We start from the raw sequence: 19,264 nt of genomic DNA on the forward strand, positions 1-19,264 counted from the left end.
AAGGGGATTAAAAGTTAACATTTACACCAAAAATTATTGTTCTTGGAATTGGTACGCTAGCCATATCGTTACCTCTTACAACATTCGATTGTCCTTCCCTATTTACTTCAGGATCCATCCCGTAGTAGTTGTCGAAAGAGAACAAGTTGCGACCGGTCAAACTGAGTTTGATCGATTCACACCAGTCAACCTGGGGTTTAATGCGATACCCAACAGACAGTTCACGCAGTTTGACAAATGATCCATCTTCAATAAAGGAATCATAAATACTGTATTCGGCAACCCCCCAGCCTTTTGGTCGTTCGCCCAACAGCTCTTTGGCATATCCGTCACCACCGTTGAAACGGTTCAAAATACGTTTATCCCAGCTGATTACATCGTAGCCCTGAACGGCATCAAATTGTACCCGGAAAGACCAATTCTTATACTTAACTTCATTGATGAGCGAAGCAATAAAATCCGGGTTAGGATCACCAATCACTTTTTTCAAGTTCTCTCCGGTAGGCTGTCCGTCACTATCGCGATCAGCTACCGCTTCATTGTTTTCATAGTGCCCTTTTTCTCGCTGAGGCAAGCCATCAGGAGTCAACAGAATATTTCCATCATCATCGCGGGCATAATAGTAACCGTAAAACACGCCCAGGGGATAACCGTTTTTCGCTGCAGATTCGCCCCATGCATAGGTGATAATATCACCTTCAATTCCATTCACTTCGTTTTTATTGGTACTGAATGTTGCAGTCAAGTCCCAGCTGAACGATTTCTTTTGAATCAAACCAGCCTTCACCAACAGTTCAAAACCCTTATTGGTCATGGTACCTACGTTTTCTACCCGAAACTCAGCTCCCGTCGATGGTGACAAAGTTCTTTCCAACAGAAGATCTTCGATATCCTGTTTGTAGTATGTCATCTCAAGACCTAAACGTCCACCCAGAAATTCCATGTCGGTACCAACCTCAAACTCTGTTTGTCTTTCTGGCTTTATATTTTCGTTTCCAAGCGTACCTGGCTTAATCAAACCGGTAGTCCCATTGATTGAAGCAGTATTGTAATTGGTGTATCTGTCATAGGCTTCAATCGCTGTCATGTTCCCCGCTTGACCCCAGGATGAACGAACTTTAAACGTGTTCATAATATGCCCAAAGCCACTTTCTTTCCAAAAATCGTTATCCGACATCACGTAGGACCCACTAAGTTTCGGATAAGTTTGTCTTCTCTCATCATCTCCAAAAACAGAAGACTCATCGACACGAATCGCACCAGTCAGGAATAACTTATCGCGGAAGCCCAGCGTCTGCTGCAAGTAATAGCCACGAATTGACTTTTCTGCTTTATAGTCATTTCTACCGGTCACTGTTCCTGCATTTGAAGATTCAACAGCAGGAATCAGGTTCTCTGCCGATAATGAAAGAATCTGATAGCGTTCATACTGCAAGCTGTAACCTGCCGATGTCGTGGACACCAGATCATCAGTAATGTTGAACAGGTAACGTGCATTGATATCATTGTTGATCTTAATCTCATCCAAACTTTGCTTTTTCGACACACCCTGCGGAGTCGTATTGAAACCTACAGGCACATACAATTTACCAAGCGAATTACTGTAGTCGCAGCCCATCGTATAGTCTAAAGAGAACCCTTTAAAAGGCGTCAAAGCGAGTCTAAAATCAGAAATCACACGTTTGTTAATCTGCTCTGCATCTACCAGATCTATCGCTTCCTGTATGTTTGTAATCCAACCAAAACTTGGATATACCCCATCGGTAGGGCGCATATCGGTGGTATTGTCAGCAAACAAAAGACTCGTCAACAGACCATAATTAAAGTCCTCATTATTAAACTGGTTCTGGCTTGTGTTATATGAAACATTTGTACCAATACTTACATTCATCCAGGGAAACAACTGATCATCGATTCGCAGGCGAGCAGTTGATCTTTTGAAGTTCGTTCCGTTAACCACTCCTTCGTTATTGAAATGCGAAGCTGAAAAGAAATATTTCGTATCACCAATCGCTCTTGAGATTGAAAGATAGTTTTTAGTACCCACGGCGGTCCTAAAAATTAGGTCTTGATAATCGTAGCGCTGAACCGCACTGCCATCCGGATTGGTAGCAACAGCCTCGTCTCCATCCCAAACTAGATTCACGTTGTTATAAGGCAATTGTTTGCGAACTTCACTAACACTTAGCGACGACACAACATTGATAGATACATCCTCTGATTTTCCGCGCTTGGTCCAAATCTGCACAACACCGTTACTCGCTCTCGATCCATAGATCGCAGCAGCTGCCGCTCCTTTAATAACTTCAATCCGCTCAATATCCTGTGGTTCAATATCAACAAGTCTGTTCTGCGTATACCCACCTAAGTCAATCAACTCACGCGACTCATTATTTACAATCACACCATCAATAATATACAAAGGATCAGAACTCCCCAACACAGTACTGGAGCCTCTTAGGCGAACAGAAATACCTCCGGATGGATTCCCCGAGTTTTGCATCACCTGTGCGCCTGCCAATTTTCCGGAGAGTGCGCTTCCAACACTTATTGCACCTGACTCCTGAATGTCGATGGCGGGGATTGTAGAAATAGCATTACCCAACTGCTTCTTTTTGGTCAAAGCACCTGCTCCGGTAACGACCACCTCTTCCAGGCCTAAAGCATCAGCAGCCATTGTAACATCAACGTGGTTTTGCTGGGTCACTTTAACTTCCTGTGTCTTCATTCCAATAAAGGAAAACACCAAAATAGCATCAGATCCAGATACCTTAATGGTGTATTTCCCATCAATATCTGTTACAGTTCCTTTTACAGTTCCTTTTACAATCACATTAACACCCGGCAAAGTACTACCGTCAGAACTGGCTTTTATTACCCCGGAAACAACTTTCTCCTGAGCAAAGACGTTTATGATAAACGCCATAAAAAAAACGAATAATAAGACTTTTTTCAACATAGGACTTCTGGTTTTAGAATGTAAAACTCGTAATACTTCTCCAATATTAACAATTTGTATTACATCTTACAACTATACATGATCGCTCTTTTGCAAAATCATTCGTTTTTTTAAAAATTAATTAACAGAACCATTTTATCACCCCGACACAATATTATATATCACCAACAATGAGGTTACTTAAAATAGCAAGCATTTTGACATGAAAGCTTTCAATAAAATTACAAAATCAAACTTCAATTTAAACTGAAATCGATACATGTATGACAAATTATTTATAAATTCGTATATCACAAGAAAAAATAAGCTATGGAATATTATATCGGTATCATGTCAGGAACCAGCTTGGACGGCATCGATGCAATCCTGGTTAGTTTTAAAAACCAGCAAATACATAAAATTGAAAGTCACTCCCAAGCATTCCCTGACGATTTAAAAAAAGAACTGGACCAACTGATTTGCACTTATCTAACTGATCTTCAAAAAATCGGAGAGATGGACCACTACCTGGCACTATGCTATGCCGATGCTGTAAATAACTTACTCAAGAAAGCAGCAATCAGTCAATCTCAGATTACCGCTATTGGCTGCCACGGACAAACAGTATTTCATTCGCCCGAGACCAAACACCGATTTACGATGCAATTGGGTGACGGCAATTTGATCGCTGCAAAAACGGGCATAAAAACGATTACTGATTTCCGCCGCATGGATATGGCTTTCGGCGGAGGAGGCGCCCCCTTGGCTCCAGCCTTTCACCAAGCCTACTTAAACTCGACGCATGAGAAAAGGTGTATCTTAAACCTGGGAGGAATCGCGAACATCACGTTGCTAGCCGAAAATGATGACGATGTTTTGGGCTTTGACACAGGCCCTGCAAATTGCCTCATGGACAGCTGGACTCAAAAAATTAAAGGTGAAAAGTTCGACAACGACGGAACTTGGGCCAGATCAGGAACCATCGTCCCTGAATTATTGACAAACCTGCTGGCTGAAAACTACTTTCAGCAACCAGCTCCTAAAACGACAGGCCGGGAATTATTCAATTTAAATTGGCTCGAGAACCATCTGAAAGCCATTGAAAGTTATTCTGAATCAGATGTTCAGGCGACCCTCCTGGAACTAACGGCCCAAACGATCGCAAAGTCAATTATTGAATCAGGCAAAGAAACCGATGTTGTTTATGCCTGTGGAGGTGGCGCCTACAACTCATTTTTATTGGAACGCATTTCGTTTAACCTAAACTATATGCGGGTTGTATCAACCGACGAACTTGCCGTTCCGCCTCAATGGGTCGAATCGATAGCCTTTGCCTGGCTTGCTATGCGACGGATGAAAAATCAATATGGAAATCTTCCTTCTGTTACGGGAGCATCACAAAAAGCATTACTGGGAACAATCCATGACACTGGAGTCTTTTAATTAGATTTGCCGTTCTTCTCGGACAACAACCAAAGGCCGACAAACATGATTAACCCGTTCAGCAACAATAACTCGAAACCGAACTTGTAGCCCCAAAACCAGGTTTCAGAATAGGCATTTATTACATAGGTTAACAAAGGTGAGCCCAAACCCAATATCGGAACGAAACGGTCTTTCACCTGCTTTTTAGTTAATATCCCAAAGGAAAACAGGCCAAGCAATGGACCGTAAGTATAGCCTGCAACCCGGAATACAGCCGAAACGACACTTTCGTTATTAATGATTCTGAAAACGATAATCACCAAGAACATCAAAAAAGAGAAACCAACATGAACAAGTATTCGCGTCCTCTTGCTCTTTGATGCCGAAGTATCTAAATTCAAAAAGTCAACACAAAACGAAGTTGTCAAGGCCGTTAACGCAGAATCGGCACTCGAATAAGCCGCAGAAAGTATTCCCAACAAGAATAAGGCTCCGGCGAACGGTCCGAAGTATTTCATTGCAAGCAGCGGAAAAAGATCATCAGTTCGGGCTGGTAAATCAACTCCGGTTTGTTCCGCATAATAATACAACATCACACCGAGCGATAAAAAGAAGATATTTGCAATAATAAAGGCAAAACTGAACCAAAAAACATTCTTCTGTGCATCCCTTTGGGTCTTACAAGTCAGGTTTTTCTGCATCATGTTCTGATCCAGACCATTCATTGTCAAAACGATACCAACACCGGCAATAAACTGCTTGAAGAAATTAGTTTTCGACCTCCAGTCCCAATCGAATATTTGACTGTAAGGATGCTTATCGACAACCGTGACCATTTCTCCAAAATTAAGATCAAGCTGTTTCAAAATAACCCATATGGTAATTCCAACCGCTCCTAAAATGAAAACAGTCTGCAATGAATCGGTCCACACAACAGTCTTAATACCTGCCCTATAGGTGTAGATCCAGATTAGAAATAAAGTAATCAATACTGTCAACGAAAATGGGATTCCAAAATCATTAAAAAAAGCTATCTGTAATACACCAGCTGCCAAATAAAGCCGGAAGGAAGCTCCAATCGTTTGTGAAACCAGAAAAAAGAAGGCACCAGTCTTATATGATCGGAGTCCAAATCGCTGGTCAAGATATGTGTATATTGAAATGAGATTCAGTCGGTAATACAATGGAATGAGAACCAGAGCAATAACCCAATAGCCAACAAAATTTCCTAATAAAAACTGAAAATAAGTCCAGGCGGAACTTCCAACTTCTCCCGGCACCGAAATAAAAGTAACTCCGGAAATAGTGGAGCCGATCATCCCAAAAGCAACTAAATACCATGGCGATCTCCTGTTACCGGTAAAAAAGGTTTCTCCATCAGCATTCCGCGAAGTAAACCAGGAAACCCCCATTAATACTGCAAAAAAAGAGAGGATAATGATCGCAATTAATAATGTACTCATTTCGAAATTATATTAGAAAATCACACTAAGACACAAATACAGGTCAAGCCAAGTTGCAAAACCAAACTGGCAAGCAACGAAGATATCTATTTGAATCAAATTGACATATTAAACGCCAATCCAAAATGGTTCAATAATTATATTTGTATGACATCTCACAAATATATAAATTCAGGAGTACCAACAAACCAATGCAAACAAAAAGAATCAATATTTAATACTTAAAACCAGAAAGAATCGACTATAAGACAAATATGGTCTTTTCGATATAAAACATGCAGTTATCGGATGAAGCATTAAACACTCCCGATTCACAAACAATAAAAAGCCAAAATTATCGCCATATCCTATACATTTAGAGCGCGCAACTAACATTTAAGCGAAATAAAGAAGCCCACAGCAATCAATAACGCCCTCTTAACTTAACATTAAAAAATTACAAAACTTTACATGTAATACATGTTACACCCTGCCTGTTTATAACAGAAATAGAATATATTTGCCCTAGGTTCCAGCGTAAAACAATTCGACAAAAGCTGCGCTCAAAATTCAAGCACTAAAATACCTGTCAGAGAAAGAGGGAAACATCTGTTTTTGCTAAAACTGAAACCTCAACTCAAAATAGCGTTATAACAAGATATAGTACCTTTTTAAGGTATTGACGTTAAAAACAAAAGGACAGACTGAGCTGAAATCAAAAAAGCCAGATAACGAAATGAATCACATATTTATGACCAAAGAAAGCATTACAGAATCAGATTCACTTTACAACAATTTGGAAGAAAAGTCGGTGAGAGAATTATTAGAATGCATTCACGACGAAGACCGAAAAGTATTGCCTGCGGTTCATCAAACGATTCCGCAAATTGAGGAGCTAGTCCTTCAAATTGTTGAGCGTGTCAAAAAAGGAGGCAGGTTATTTTATGTTGGAGCGGGTACCAGTGGTCGGCTAGGAATTCTGGACGCGTCGGAAATTCCACCGACGTACGGAGTTGGTTACGATATTGTTATTGGACTGATTGCTGGCGGAGACCAGGCAATTCGAAAGGCAGTAGAAGCCGCGGAAGACAATGAAGAGTTGGGTTGGAAAGATCTCCAATCGTTCAATATAAACGAGTTGGACACAGTTGTCGGCATTGCTGCTTCGGGGCGAACACCATACGTTATCGGCGCGCTGCGCGAAGCCCGGAAAAATGGAATTCTCACCGGATGTATTACCAATAACCCAAACAGCGAACTGGCAGATAATGCCGATGTTGCCATCGAGGCAATTGTCGGTCCGGAGTTTGTTTCGGGTAGCACCCGTATGAAATCCGGCACATCACAAAAGCTGATCCTGAACATGATCACCACCACACTCATGATCAAACTGGGACGCGTAAAAGGCAACCGAATGGTCAACATGCAGCTCACGAACGAAAAGCTGGTTCAACGCGGCACCCGCATGATAATGGAAGAACTGGGTTTTGACGAGGATAAATCAAGACGACTGCTGCTTATTCACGGCTCGGTGAACAAGGTATTGGAAGCATACGACAAAAACTAATTCAGGAATTTTTTAGAAATTTATTATAGACCTGCATGTTACGACCAATATGTGCCTGCATTTTTTCGTAGGCACGGTCGGCATCTTTCTCCCGGATCGCATTGACAATTTCTTTGTGATACCCAAGGGTAATTTCCTTTTCTCCCTCAATATTGGCATAAATAAAATTACGCATCCGGGGCAACAAATTATGCACTGGCTCCATGGTCACAATAACAAAAGGATTACCAGTGGCCCGAGCAACAGTCAAGTGAAATTTATTGTCCAAATCAGACTCTAACTGCGTGTTGTCGGAATCACAGGCTGCAAACTCGATCAAATTGGATTCCAGGCTTTTTAAATCGTCATCCGTGCGATTCATCGCTGCCATCTTTGCAATTTCCGGCTCAAAGGCTAATCTCAACTCGATGATCTGTGTGATCAGATCCATGTCGAATTTGAGATCGTAATAGAGGTTCAGAGAATCGATCGCGTCTTTCATATTGATCTTTTTCACGATCATCCCACTGCCTTTGCGGATTTCAATGAGACCACGGGCACTCAAGCGACGAAGTGCTTCTCGCAGGGCAGTTCGACTCACAGCAAACATTTCACACAACTCCCTCTCCGAGGGTAATTTCGATCCTATCGGAAGTTTTTTCTCCCGAATAGCACGCTCAATATTTCGCTCAATCTTCTGACTTAACGTTTGAGTTGTGCCTATTTTCTGAAAGATATCATTCATTTCGCCCATAATTCACTATCTAACTGCCACAATTACAAATTAAATTAATTTTTTGAGGATTCTGCTTAATCACTGAAATTAAAGTCGATTGTTGACTGTAATTTATCTACGCAGCCAAGCTGAATTGTCTTCCAAAAGTCGCAAGAACAAAAAAGGCATCAAACTCATCGAATGACGCCTTAGTATGGTATTATTTTGAATTTAGAAGTATTTGATTTCCTCACCGAACATGTCACTTAGCAAGTTATTTGCTAACCGGCTGGCACCAATCCGGAACAATTCCGGATTCAACCATTCAGCACCCAGAATTTCTTTCACAATCGTCAAATAAAGCAGTGCATCTTCAGTTGTGGAAATTCCTCCGGCAGGTTTAAAACCAACTTTCCGACCGGTCTTCATCCAGAAATCTTTGATTGCGCGGCATATCACAACAGCAGCCTCCGGTGTCGCTGCCGGGTTCATTTTACCGGTTGATGTTTTTATAAAATCAGCTCCGGCCTCCATGGCAAGCATCGCAGCATGATAGATTTTTTCTGGCTCAGCCAAGGCACCACTTTCCAAAATCACCTTTAAATGAGCATCACCGATCGCTTCTTTAACGGTGACAATTTCTTCCTGACAATTGAGCTTATTACCGTCTAAAAAAGCCCACAGTGGAAGTACGATGTCAATTTCATCAGCTCCCAGATCAACCGCCATCCGTGCCTCCTTCACCTTAACTTCAATAAATGTCATGCTCGCCGGAAAACCACCTGCCACTGCGGCAATATTAACCCCTTCAACATTCAACACTTCTTTTACACTGGGCACCATATTCGGATACACACAAATCGCCGCCACATTGGGTAGTGTCGGGTAATCGTTTGTAAAATCATTCACCCGCCCGGCAAATGCTTTCACATGGCTAACAGTGTCTGTTGAATTAAGAGTGGTCAGGTCGATGCATGAAAATGCCAATTGCTGCATTTCGCTGTTGTTATAAGTTTTGGCATTTGCTTTCAAAGCAGCCATTTCAGCCTGAATTGTCATCTTTTTATGATTTAAGTTTCGAATTATTTTGATGACGGGTTTTATCCCGCTGCGTTTTCTTATCCATACTTTTCAAAAAAGCCTCATTCAGATCAACACCGGTTTGGTTGGCCAGGCAAATCAACACCCAAAGCACATCGGCCATCTCTTCACCCAAATCCTTCCCCAAATCCGATTTTTTAAAAGACTGATCACCATAAGTCCGAGCCATAATACGAGCCAACTCTCCCACTTCTTCTGTCAAAATAGCCATGTTGGTCAACTCGCTGAAATAGCGCACACCAATTGTTTTAATCCAATTATCAACTAACTGTTGTGCTTCCGGTATCGTCACCGATTTTTGATCTTCTTCTTTTTCGCCCATCAATATGTTCGTTTTGTTATACGAAGTTACGGAATCCTAGTTTAAGGTTACCTCCCTATTTGTTGTTTTTCTAAACACGCAATCCAACACAAATTAACCGGCAAAAATTGAAACTTTTACGTTGGCAGTAGAAAAGGCCTAGAAATCCTTATTCTGCGAGTCAATGATTATTGTAACCGGACCGTCATTTAATAGCTTAACCTTCATGTCAGCACCAAACTCCCCACTACCAACCGGTTTCCCCAGCTTACTCTCCAAGGCAAGCAAAAACTGTTCATACATCGGCACGGCGAATTCGGGTCGCGAAGCCCGAATATACGATGGCCGGTTTCCCTTTTTAGTATTGGCATGCAGCGTAAACTGACTCACGACCAAGGCGTCACCACCCACATCCTCCAACGATTCATTCATAACACCTCCCGCATCATCAAATATGCGCAATTGGCAAATCTTCTTTACCAACCAGTCTATATCTGCATCCGTATCAGCATCCTCTACACCCAGCAAAATCAATAGTCCGCTCTGAATTGCTGATTTAATTTGGCCTCCAATTGTTACTGAAGCCGATGAAACTCGTTGAATGACTACTCGCATAATTAGTTATTTGTTATTTTAAAGCCGTTACTCGAACAAGCACCGTGTCCTTTTGTTTAAGGAATCAATTATCATTTTAAACAGAATGCAAACTTCAAACTCAGAAGATCAAAGATAAGGATGAAAAGAAAAGTCACCAGATATTCACGAACTACCGGTAAAAAGAAACCGAAATATATTGCGAGAAGTCAAAACAAAACCAACAAGATTTGGCTAATAGTCACATTGCTTCTCGCCCCTTTTATGGCCATGAGCCAGCAAGGGAGCGTTCATGGGCGGATTTACGATCTAAACAGCAACCAAAGTCTGCCTTTCTCCAACATTATCATTTCCGGAACAACTATTGGCACAACAAGCTCAGAAGACGGAACTTTCGAAATATCGGGCTTGCAACCGGGTTTTATTCGAATTGAAGTTTCGCTTATTGGGTACAAAAATGCAATCTCTTCTGAACTGGAAATCAGCAATGCCAAAACAGCCCATGTTGAAATTGGCATGGAACGAACCAACACCGAATTAAATGAAATAACCGTTTCGGCATCGCCATACAGAACCACTGAAGAAAGCCCGGTTTCGCTAAAAACGATCAGTATTTCGGAAATCGAGAACAGTCCGGGTGCCAATCGCGATATTTCCAAGGTTATCCAATCATTTGCCGGAGTGCAATCGACTCCTTCCTTTCGAAACGACATCATCATTCGAGGTGGTGGACCGGCCGAGAGCCGATTCTTTCTCGATGGCGTCGAAGTTCCCAACATCAACCACTTTGCCACACAAGGTGCATCGGGTGGTCCGGTTGGGATTATTAACGCCGACTTGCTGCGTGAAGTTGAATATTACTCCGGAGCTTTCCCGGCTAACAGGGGAAACGCGCTCAGCGGAGTTTTTGAGTTCTCGCTGGTTGATGGCAACAACGACAAATTCAGGGGCCAAGCATCGGTCGGTGCCTCCGAAGTTAGCGCGACCATCGACGGCCCAATTGGAGAAAAAACCAGCTATATTTTTTCAGCACGGCGATCCTATTTACAGTTACTTTTCGGACTATTGGATATGCCCTTCCTGCCGACCTTTAACGATGTTCAGTTTAAAGTAAAAACCCGAATTGACCGTAAAAACGAGATTTCAATCATCGGTCTGGGAGCCTTTGATATTACGACCCTGAACACAGATATTGAAAATCCGGACGAACAGCAGAAATACATTTTAGCATCCATCCCAACCAACCGACAGTGGAGCTATACTATTGGGGCCGTTTACAAACGTTATCACGAAAATGGCTATCAGACACTCGTTTTCAGCCGCAATCATTTGAATAATGAAGCTGAAAAATACCTGGACAACGACGAAAGCTCTGAAAGCAACAAAACGCTGGACTACCATTCACAGGAAGCAGAAAACAAGATTCGCTATGAAAATTCGATTCGCTCGGGACAGACAAAAATAAATTTTGGTGCCAATATCGATTTTGTACATTACACCAACCAGACGTTACAAACCCGCTATTATGACGACGGTCCGCTTCAGGTAGATTACGATACGAAACTGGATTTCATCAAATGGGGACTCTTTGCCCAAGCCAGCCAAACATTTCTGAATGATCGATTAAGCCTGAGTTTGGGTTTGCGGCTTGATGCGGACAATTACTCAAGCGACATGAAATCACCATTCGATCAGCTTTCGCCGCGACTTTCGGCTTCGTGGAAACTCGATTCCCGATGGAGCATCAACTTTAACACCGGTCGGTATTACCAGCTCCCACCCTACACGGCAATGGGCTACCAGGAAAACAACATCTACCTGAACAAAAACAATGGCCTAAAATACATTCAGGCTGACCACTACATCGCCGGACTTTCGTTCCAACCCAAAAGCAACCTTTTTCTGAGTCTCGAAGGATTTTGGAAGAAATACAGCGACTACCCATTTTCGGTGAACGACTCCATCAGCCTGGCAAATCTGGGTGCTGATTTTGGCGTAATCGGCAACGAAGAAGTCCGTTCAATATCCTGGGGACGGGCCTACGGAGCAGAACTACAAAGTCGGTATTCGCTGCCTGGCAAGTTTAGTTTCAACCTGTCGTACACCTACGTACGCAGCGAATTTAAGGATAAAAATGGGCAACTCATTCCATCAAGCTGGGACAGCCGACATGTGCTTGTCGTAACCTCAACCAAAAAACTGAAACGAAACTGGCAGATTGGAGCACGTTGGCGCTTTGTGGGAGGACTACCCTACACGCCATACGACATGGACCGCTCAAGCCTCGTGGAAGCCTGGAATGCCAACAATGGCCCCTACCTGGACACCAATCAATGGAATACCCGGCGGTTCAAAGCTTTTCATCAACTCGACCTTCGTATCGACAAAGCTTACTACCTCAAAAAAATGACCGCAAAGTTCTACATCGACTTCCAAAATTTCTACAGTTTTAAAAATGAAAACCAGGATATTTTAGTTCGTGAAGAAGATGCTAACGGTCAGTTTATCACAACCGATAACGGAACCCGCTATCAATTGAAACGGATCAAAGACGAATCCGGCACAGTTTTACCGACAATTGGAGTCATCCTTCAGTTCTAAATTGAAGTGTTTTTGACAGCCATGGGCTATATTTGCATCAAAATTAAAATTCCCAAACAACGGGAATGCTTACAAGATTATCCAAATGACCGTACTTTGTTTCCACCTGAATAATCCGGACCCTTATTTCAACCTGGCAACGGAAGAATATTTACTGAAAAATTTTGAGGAAGATATCTTCATGCTTTGGAGTAGCGAAAGCTCCATCGTTGTAGGGAAACATCAGAACGCACTGGCTGAGATCAATCACCGCTATGTGAAAGAAAAGAATATCAAAGTTGCCCGGCGTTTATCCGGAGGGGGAACTGTATTTCACGATCCCGGAAACCTCAACTTCACCTTCATGCGGAAAGTGGAAAAAATTGAAGAGGTGAATTACAAGATCTTCCTGCAACCGGTAAAAGAGGCCTTGGAGAAGCTGGGATTGGAAATAACCAGCAGTAAACGTGACGACTTGGTTTTGGATGGGAAAAAGATATCGGGAAATGCGCAACACGTGTTCCGAAAGCGGGTTTTGCATCACGGCACGCTACTATTTAACAGTCAGTTGAAGCGACTAAAAAAGGCCCTCAAAGTTGATCTTTCGCGTTTTGAAGATAAGGCTGTGCAGTCGAACAGGAGCGAAGTAACCAATATTGCCGACTATTTGCAGAACCCCATGAATGTGGACGAATTCAGCAACTTCATGTTCAAAACCATTGCCCAAAGTTTCCCCGACTATCAATATACTGAATTAACAGACAAAGACAAAGCAGCCGTTCAAGTTTTGCGCGACGAAAAATATTGCCAATGGGACTGGATTTACGGTTATTCGCCCAAATACAAATACCGCAACACCGTGAAATTTTCGGGTGGCGAACTCAAAGTGATGCTGCAAATTGTAAAAGGGAAAATCGACCAGTCAGAATGGGAAGGCAATATTTCCGGTGAACTGGCCTTTAAATTAACCGAGCTGTTGCGCGGAAAAAGTCATGCGCTCGAAGCGCTGGAACCGTCCTTTCAAATTATGAAAGAAGAACTTCAGCGAGAAGGTTTACAAGTTGACGAACTACTGGATCAATTGCTTTAAAAAAATCACCAGTGAATACGAACTAAGTGCCCCCGGAATTTGAGCGAACTTACTTCGTACTCCTGATTGAAAGTGTTATTTCACATCCAACTCTATTGATTTGGACGCGACGCGACCCTGATTATCTATAGCCAAAACCTGCACAACAAAGGTTCCTTTAGTTTTACTTGCGGGAAGTTGCTGATTAACCAGCTCGTCGACACCCATTGCCGGCTCCCAAAAGAGCGTTAGGGATTGATTATCGTCCATACTCACGATAGTTTCGGTAAAGTCACGCGAAATGCGGTTTCCTCCCTCATATTGCTTGATTGGCTCCTCCTCGGCCTCATCCACCCATTCTCCTCTTTTCGTTTTAATATCAATCAGACCAACTGAATTCAAACCCGTATATTGCTGAATATCGATTGGACGGGTAGAAATATCTATCGATTCCACATCGTGGGGTGAAATAGACGCCAACACTGAAGCACTTGTTCCCATTTTCTGTCCATCGATGACGATCAACGCGCCATCCTGTGCAATCAATGAGTTGTTTCCTCCCGGGAAAATAATCTTATCTCCGTCCATCGTGAAAGGCTTGATCATCTCAATCGCATCCAATACGGACGAGCCTGAGCTCAAGAATTGTTTGTATGAGTTTCCCTGTGCAGCGATTGTCCGCTTGGGTTTTACCTTTTGAAATAATGTTGGATTTTCGGTAAAAAATTCGACTGTAAATTCCGGTTTGCGATCAAAAACATGCTGATTCAGGAAACTTTCAACCTGTTTCGGCAAGTCCTCTTCCAATCGGACCCGACTGATGCCCTCTGCTTGTTTAACGGTTTTCTGCGATTGCTGAATACTTTTCCAGTCACTATTGCGAAACTGATTACCAATGAGCAAATAGTTGATTGATGACTCGCTCAATTTCCCACTTCGGACAAGCTGTTTGACGCTTGAAATCGGACTCTCCAACCAGCCATTAACCATCAGCTGACTTTCAATTGAGGGTGCATCCAGTGATAACAATGCCTTCGGGCAAACACTGATCGTTGCTACTCCCGCCAGCGTCGATTCATTTTCATCCAACAATCCGATCTTTAAACCTTCAGCTGTATTTCGCTCAATCGGATTCTGCGCCAACACTGCATCAATCGCCAAATCCCCTTCTTTTTCGACATAAATTAACCGATCGGCAAGCGGCTTCAGCTGTTGATCAAAAATCATTAGTTGACAAATTCCATGAGAGAATCCGTCTTTGGGAACCTTCAGACTCAGCCCACCATCAACTGTCAACTCGGCTCCCCAAATCATCGTTCCACCTCTAAAGGCAGCAAAAATCAAGTCTTTGGAGGACATTCCAACCAAATTCACCGTGCTGTATATAAATCCTTCGTCCATCCGCCCTACTGCCAATGAAACACCTTCAGCCTTATATTCAGGTAGGTCGAACACCTGCCCTTTTCCGGCCCCTTCCGTAACTTTTAGTTGATACGTTTTCCCAACTTTCGCTGTCAACGGAAAAATACCTAAGCCCGGAGCCAGGGTATTAACTTGCATGATCTGATCTTCGGAAGTTTTTTCCTGCAAAGCAGCCTTAAGGGAGACAGCTTGCCCCAAGGTATTTGTTGCCCGGAAAGCGATATTTTGTCTTATCCCGGCAATAAAGTTGCCTCCTTCAGCAGAAAACTGCAGACTAATTTTCTCACTTTCAATATGAAACATCGATGAATAAACCTCAGCTCTTCCATCCAATAAAGTCAAAGTCAACGGCTGGTCGAATTGCCGATCAGGAACATCAATATTTAGCCTGACAAGACCGTTTTCATCGGCTTTTACTTTGCCGTCAATAATAAGCTCGCTGCCGTTCATCAACTGGTAGTTCACTTTCCCCTCAAAAGCCTTTCCGTCCATCTCGGAAACCACAAAAAGTAGTTCATTCAGTCTACCGGGAACCAGTGTTTTCACGTTCTCTTCAGTCTTAACCAATAAGCTGTTTGAATTGAATTGATCGACATAAATCAGCTTCATAAACACCTCATTGGGGAATATTGTACCTCCGCTGTAGGCTGCCAGCACATACCGACCGGGGTCGATGTCCTTGGGCAAATCAAAATCACCGCGACACAGACCTCCAACCATTTTATACTTATCTTCATTAATCGGCTCTCCGGCCTCGTCGTAAACGACCACAACCAAGTTGTCACTAACGGTTCCTAAACCATTTAAAGCTGGGTTACGAGCAAAACCGGTGAACCAGACGATGTCGCCGGCACGATATAAATCACGATCGGTTTGCACAAAAATGTTTTCTGAAGGATATTGTTTGAAATGATTATTCAGCATCTTGTGGATCATCTCAAAGGAATCTTGATCCTGCGAAAAGCAGAACAAAGTCAACGAACAAAAAAAGACGGTTAGCAGTTGTTTCATGGCTATATGAGTTAGTTGGGTTGGTTGTTTTTCCCTACAACGGTCAGCGATTTAATTGCTTTACGCAAATCGTCGGTAGGCGCTATAATGTTGTAATTCCCCCAGAAATCGGGATCATAATCGGTAATCATCTCGGTAAAAATATCAGAAGCATTCAGCTGCTCCTCTTTTGGGAAACGCCGCAAACGAGTGGGTTTATGGCTTGTCACCAGTAAATCGGAAACACTGTGAAAAACAGAATTGACCTGATCGCTCCGGCTGCGCACGCGAAAACTGACCGATGACTGAGCCGTGTTTAGATACCACAAGCCTTCGTTTTGCCGGTAACTGACCTGGTAATCCAGATTTAGCGCCCGAACATTAAAACCTTTCGGCTTTTTCCGGATCAGCTGTTCCCTGGCAATCCGGATACCACTTTTCGACAAACTGAACTCAGCGTGAACCAAAGCGAAGGTTTCCTGATCGATAAACAGCTTGCCCGAATAGGTCAGAAAATCGTTCTTTCCCAAGGGCGAGAAATAAATTACGTAGGCCGGTCTCCCCAAATAGTCAATCATACTCCCGGCTTCATACTTGTAATTCGACCGATAATCTTCATCTAAGAAAGAATCCATCGTTTTGACCACATCCAGCTGGGTGGTGTAATACGGACCTCCCTGCATCTTGAAATCGACCCACTGGAACGTTTCAACATCCGGACTTTTACGCCCTTTCAAAAAACGAATTTTATCGTCGCGAAAAGGCATGCTGTACGAGGCTTTCAACAATTGAATGACCGCTTCGGAAACATTAATATAAACGTCATCCTGAGTCAGCACTTCCCGATAAAAAGCAGTCATCAACCTACTTCCATCCGGGTAATTTTCACCGATATGACCGACCATTTGCTCCAACACCCAAAGCGGCTTTATGGCCCGGACTTTAATCTCTTTCAAGCGAATATTGACGGGTTGAAGCTCCATTAAAAGGTCTTCGTCTTTTAGGCTATCCAATTGAATCAGTTCCCTGCGGTAGCCCAAACAGGAAAACACCAAATCCTCGTGCTGGTACTTAGGCGGAATTTTCAGTTCAAACCGACCTTCTGTATTTGATATCGTTCCAAATGCCTTATTCAAAATTGAAATACTAGCATAAGGAATCGCCTCATTGAACTCCTGATCGCGGATTACACCGCGCACAATTCGGTAACCATCCAATAATGATGCTGATTCCTGGTTTGCTTCGCGCATTCGGATGATAAGTTGATTTCCGAGCTCCTGAAAAGTGAACTCACGGCCCAGCAAATCAGTCAATACAAATTCCAATGGCTTATCAACATAAGAAACCGTTACCGGAAGCTCTGTATCCAACAAAGTAGGATCGTACGAAAAGTTAATTCCGGCAAGCTTTGAAATCCGATCGAGCACCCGATCCAAATGCTCATTTTCAACGTTCAGACTAATGCTTTTCGACAAAAAAACAGCTTCCTGATCTTGAGCCGCAGCGCTAATAGCCACATACCAAAAGATCAAGAAGCTGAATATTTGCCGGTATTTCCGCATTAAAAGACTTTCTCCAGATAAAAGGTTGTTTCAATTTCCTGCCCCTCCCGAAGAACGGTCATATTTATTTTCCGGTCTTCCTTACTCATCAGGATCAAATTTATATCATTTAAAGATAAACTTTTATGATGAGAACGATTTACCGATAAAATTTGATCATTTTCTTTCAAACCGGCACGTTCACCTGGTGAACCAGCCCGCACCATATCAATTTGGAAGATAGGCATTCCCGGAAACGGATTGGAAATTTCAAGCCCGCTCATGTTGTAATTGAAATCTTCATTGACTTTGCTCGTTGGTCTCAGCTTAATTTGGCTGCCCGGATAGTCGATAGTAACATAAAAACGACGAAGAATCTCAGCACCAAGCGTTCCGTTTCGATCATCGGTTATAATCTGATCAACTAATTCCGCCTCGGGGAATGACACAATGGGCTCGTCCAAAATCAGTGGTCCAACCCAAATACCGCCGATACGGCCTTTTTTCCCATATAAGTCGCCGTTCAATCCCCGCCCCAAGAATGCTTCAATATTATTAACCGGTAACCCAATGCGGTTATCCGATTTTGTTGACAACCAAATGGCATCGCTGGCCCCCGTATCAACCAGCAACTTAACAGGTACATATTCGTTTTTATCGGTCACAATGGTCGTCCGAACGTAGGGCTTATTGTGCTCAAAGTGAATTGGCATAACAATGTCGCGGTTAATCACCCGGTCCCTGTAATATTTCGGTTTAATCAGCGTCAACTTATGATTATCGTAATCAATCTCAACAACAAAATCTTTAAACAAATCGAATCCAATCAGTCCGTGAACAGGCAGTCCCAAAATCTGTGAAATCTGGAAATCATCATCAATCACCATATGCACTTCCTGGTTGTACGAAACCAGCCCGCTACCGATCTTCATCGTATTATTTCCTGAACGATAAGCAGTCATGCTCTCACCTTCTCCCAAGCCGGAAATAGAAACCGGCTGCATATAATTCAGACTCAATTTATCAACAAAAGGCAATTCCGTAATAATCGGAATCCGAACACCAGTATCCAAAATAAAGTTCAGCGTATCAGAGTCATTAATGATAACCGGAATGATGATGAGATTACTGGCTGTTTTGAAATCAATCGTCAGACTTTTATCCTTTTTATTGATGAATTCGAAGCGATTTTTACCCGGCGTGTAGCGAATTTTCCGTTCATAGTCAAGCGATTCCTTGAGCGGTACATAATCGCGCACCACCAGAATATTATCCTCTATTTCGAAAATGAGGTAATAGTCCTTCATCAACTTTTCCAGCACATACCGAATCGGCACATTCGAAATGTTCAAACTCACTTTTTTGCCTTCAACCAGTTTCGAATTGTACGAGTAATCCAGGTTGAAATACTCACAGATCCGCTGAATGACATTCGAAAGCGATTCCTCTTCAGCGACAATACTGATATTCTGATCCAGTATCGATTTTCTAGGTTTGTCATCTTGGGCTGAAGCTGTCAACGAAGCGAACATCAACAGGATGATCGCCAGCACAGCAGCCAATCTCCCACTCCATCTTTTCGTTTTCATAGCTTATTGGT

General features: G+C 42.7%; 13 protein-coding genes. 4 read left to right on the top strand and 9 right to left on the bottom strand.

Features of this window, described 5'->3' with window-relative positions:
• Positions 1-7 precede the first annotated feature (7 nt).
• A complete protein-coding gene (locus GJV22_RS14540; RefSeq protein ID WP_163715237.1) occupies positions 8-2,959 on the bottom strand; it encodes a SusC/RagA family TonB-linked outer membrane protein in 2,952 nt (983 codons plus the stop codon).
• A gap of 309 nt (positions 2,960-3,268) precedes the next feature.
• Between GJV22_RS14540 and GJV22_RS14545 the strand changes: the two genes are divergently transcribed.
• Complete coding sequence (locus GJV22_RS14545; RefSeq protein WP_163715240.1) at positions 3,269-4,381, top strand: anhydro-N-acetylmuramic acid kinase; 1,113 nt, start codon at positions 3,269-3,271, stop codon at positions 4,379-4,381.
• Here GJV22_RS14545 and GJV22_RS14550 read toward each other — a convergent pair.
• Positions 4,378-5,826, bottom strand: a complete 1,449-nt coding sequence (locus GJV22_RS14550) for a sodium:solute symporter (protein WP_163715244.1) — start codon at positions 5,824-5,826, stop codon at positions 4,378-4,380. The two genes, GJV22_RS14545 and GJV22_RS14550, sit on opposite strands and share 4 nt — an antisense overlap.
• Positions 5,827-6,541: 715 nt before the next feature.
• On the opposite strand from GJV22_RS14550, the gene murQ reads away from it, so the two are divergent.
• Entirely contained in the window at positions 6,542-7,372 is an 831-nt protein-coding gene (gene murQ, locus GJV22_RS14555; RefSeq protein WP_238480342.1) for an N-acetylmuramic acid 6-phosphate etherase, read from the top strand.
• Position 7,373: 1 nt separating this feature from the next.
• Here murQ and GJV22_RS14560 read toward each other — a convergent pair whose 3' ends face one another.
• From GJV22_RS14560 to dtd, 4 genes are all read right to left on the bottom strand, one after another.
• The gene (locus GJV22_RS14560; RefSeq protein WP_238480343.1) at positions 7,374-8,105 is read right to left on the bottom strand and encodes a FadR/GntR family transcriptional regulator; all 732 of its coding nucleotides are present in this window, start codon (positions 8,103-8,105) and stop codon (positions 7,374-7,376) included.
• 192 nt (positions 8,106-8,297) lie between these two features.
• On the bottom strand, positions 8,298-9,125 hold the full coding sequence (deoC, locus tag GJV22_RS14565; protein ID WP_163715250.1) for a deoxyribose-phosphate aldolase: 828 nt from the start codon (positions 9,123-9,125) through the stop codon (positions 8,298-8,300).
• Between the two features lie 4 nt (positions 9,126-9,129).
• Complete coding sequence (locus GJV22_RS14570) at positions 9,130-9,489, bottom strand: nucleotide pyrophosphohydrolase (protein ID WP_205461897.1); 360 nt, start codon at positions 9,487-9,489, stop codon at positions 9,130-9,132.
• A 138-nt stretch (positions 9,490-9,627) separates the two neighbouring features.
• Positions 9,628-10,083 carry a D-aminoacyl-tRNA deacylase gene (dtd, locus tag GJV22_RS14575; protein WP_163715253.1) on the bottom strand — a complete coding sequence of 152 codons (456 nt, stop codon included), beginning with the start codon at positions 10,081-10,083 and terminating at the stop codon, positions 9,628-9,630.
• A 120-nt stretch (positions 10,084-10,203) separates the two neighbouring features.
• Here dtd and GJV22_RS14580 point away from each other — a divergent pair, with 120 nt between their 5' ends.
• The gene (locus GJV22_RS14580) at positions 10,204-12,663 is read left to right on the top strand and encodes a TonB-dependent receptor (protein WP_163715256.1); all 2,460 of its coding nucleotides are present in this window, start codon (positions 10,204-10,206) and stop codon (positions 12,661-12,663) included.
• Between the two features lie 85 nt (positions 12,664-12,748).
• Complete coding sequence (locus GJV22_RS14585) at positions 12,749-13,732, top strand: lipoate--protein ligase (protein ID WP_163715259.1); 984 nt, start codon at positions 12,749-12,751, stop codon at positions 13,730-13,732.
• 75 nt (positions 13,733-13,807) lie between these two features.
• Here GJV22_RS14585 and GJV22_RS14590 read toward each other — a convergent pair whose 3' ends face one another.
• From GJV22_RS14590 to GJV22_RS14600, 3 genes are read right to left on the bottom strand one after another with little or no spacing between them, the layout of a single operon-like run.
• Complete coding sequence (locus GJV22_RS14590) at positions 13,808-16,144, bottom strand: MG2 domain-containing protein (protein ID WP_163715261.1); 2,337 nt, start codon at positions 16,142-16,144, stop codon at positions 13,808-13,810.
• A gap of 11 nt (positions 16,145-16,155) precedes the next feature.
• The gene (locus GJV22_RS14595; protein ID WP_205461898.1) at positions 16,156-17,685 is read right to left on the bottom strand and encodes a carboxypeptidase-like regulatory domain-containing protein; all 1,530 of its coding nucleotides are present in this window, start codon (positions 17,683-17,685) and stop codon (positions 16,156-16,158) included.
• On the bottom strand, positions 17,685-19,253 hold the full coding sequence (locus GJV22_RS14600) for an aspartyl protease family protein (RefSeq protein ID WP_163715267.1): 1,569 nt from the start codon (positions 19,251-19,253) through the stop codon (positions 17,685-17,687). The genes GJV22_RS14595 and GJV22_RS14600 overlap by 1 nt, the downstream gene beginning before the upstream one ends.
• Positions 19,254-19,264 lie beyond the last annotated feature (11 nt).

This window comes from Mangrovibacterium lignilyticum (assembly GCF_010882175.1).
Classification (GTDB): Bacteria; Bacteroidota; Bacteroidia; order Bacteroidales; family Prolixibacteraceae; genus Mangrovibacterium; species Mangrovibacterium lignilyticum.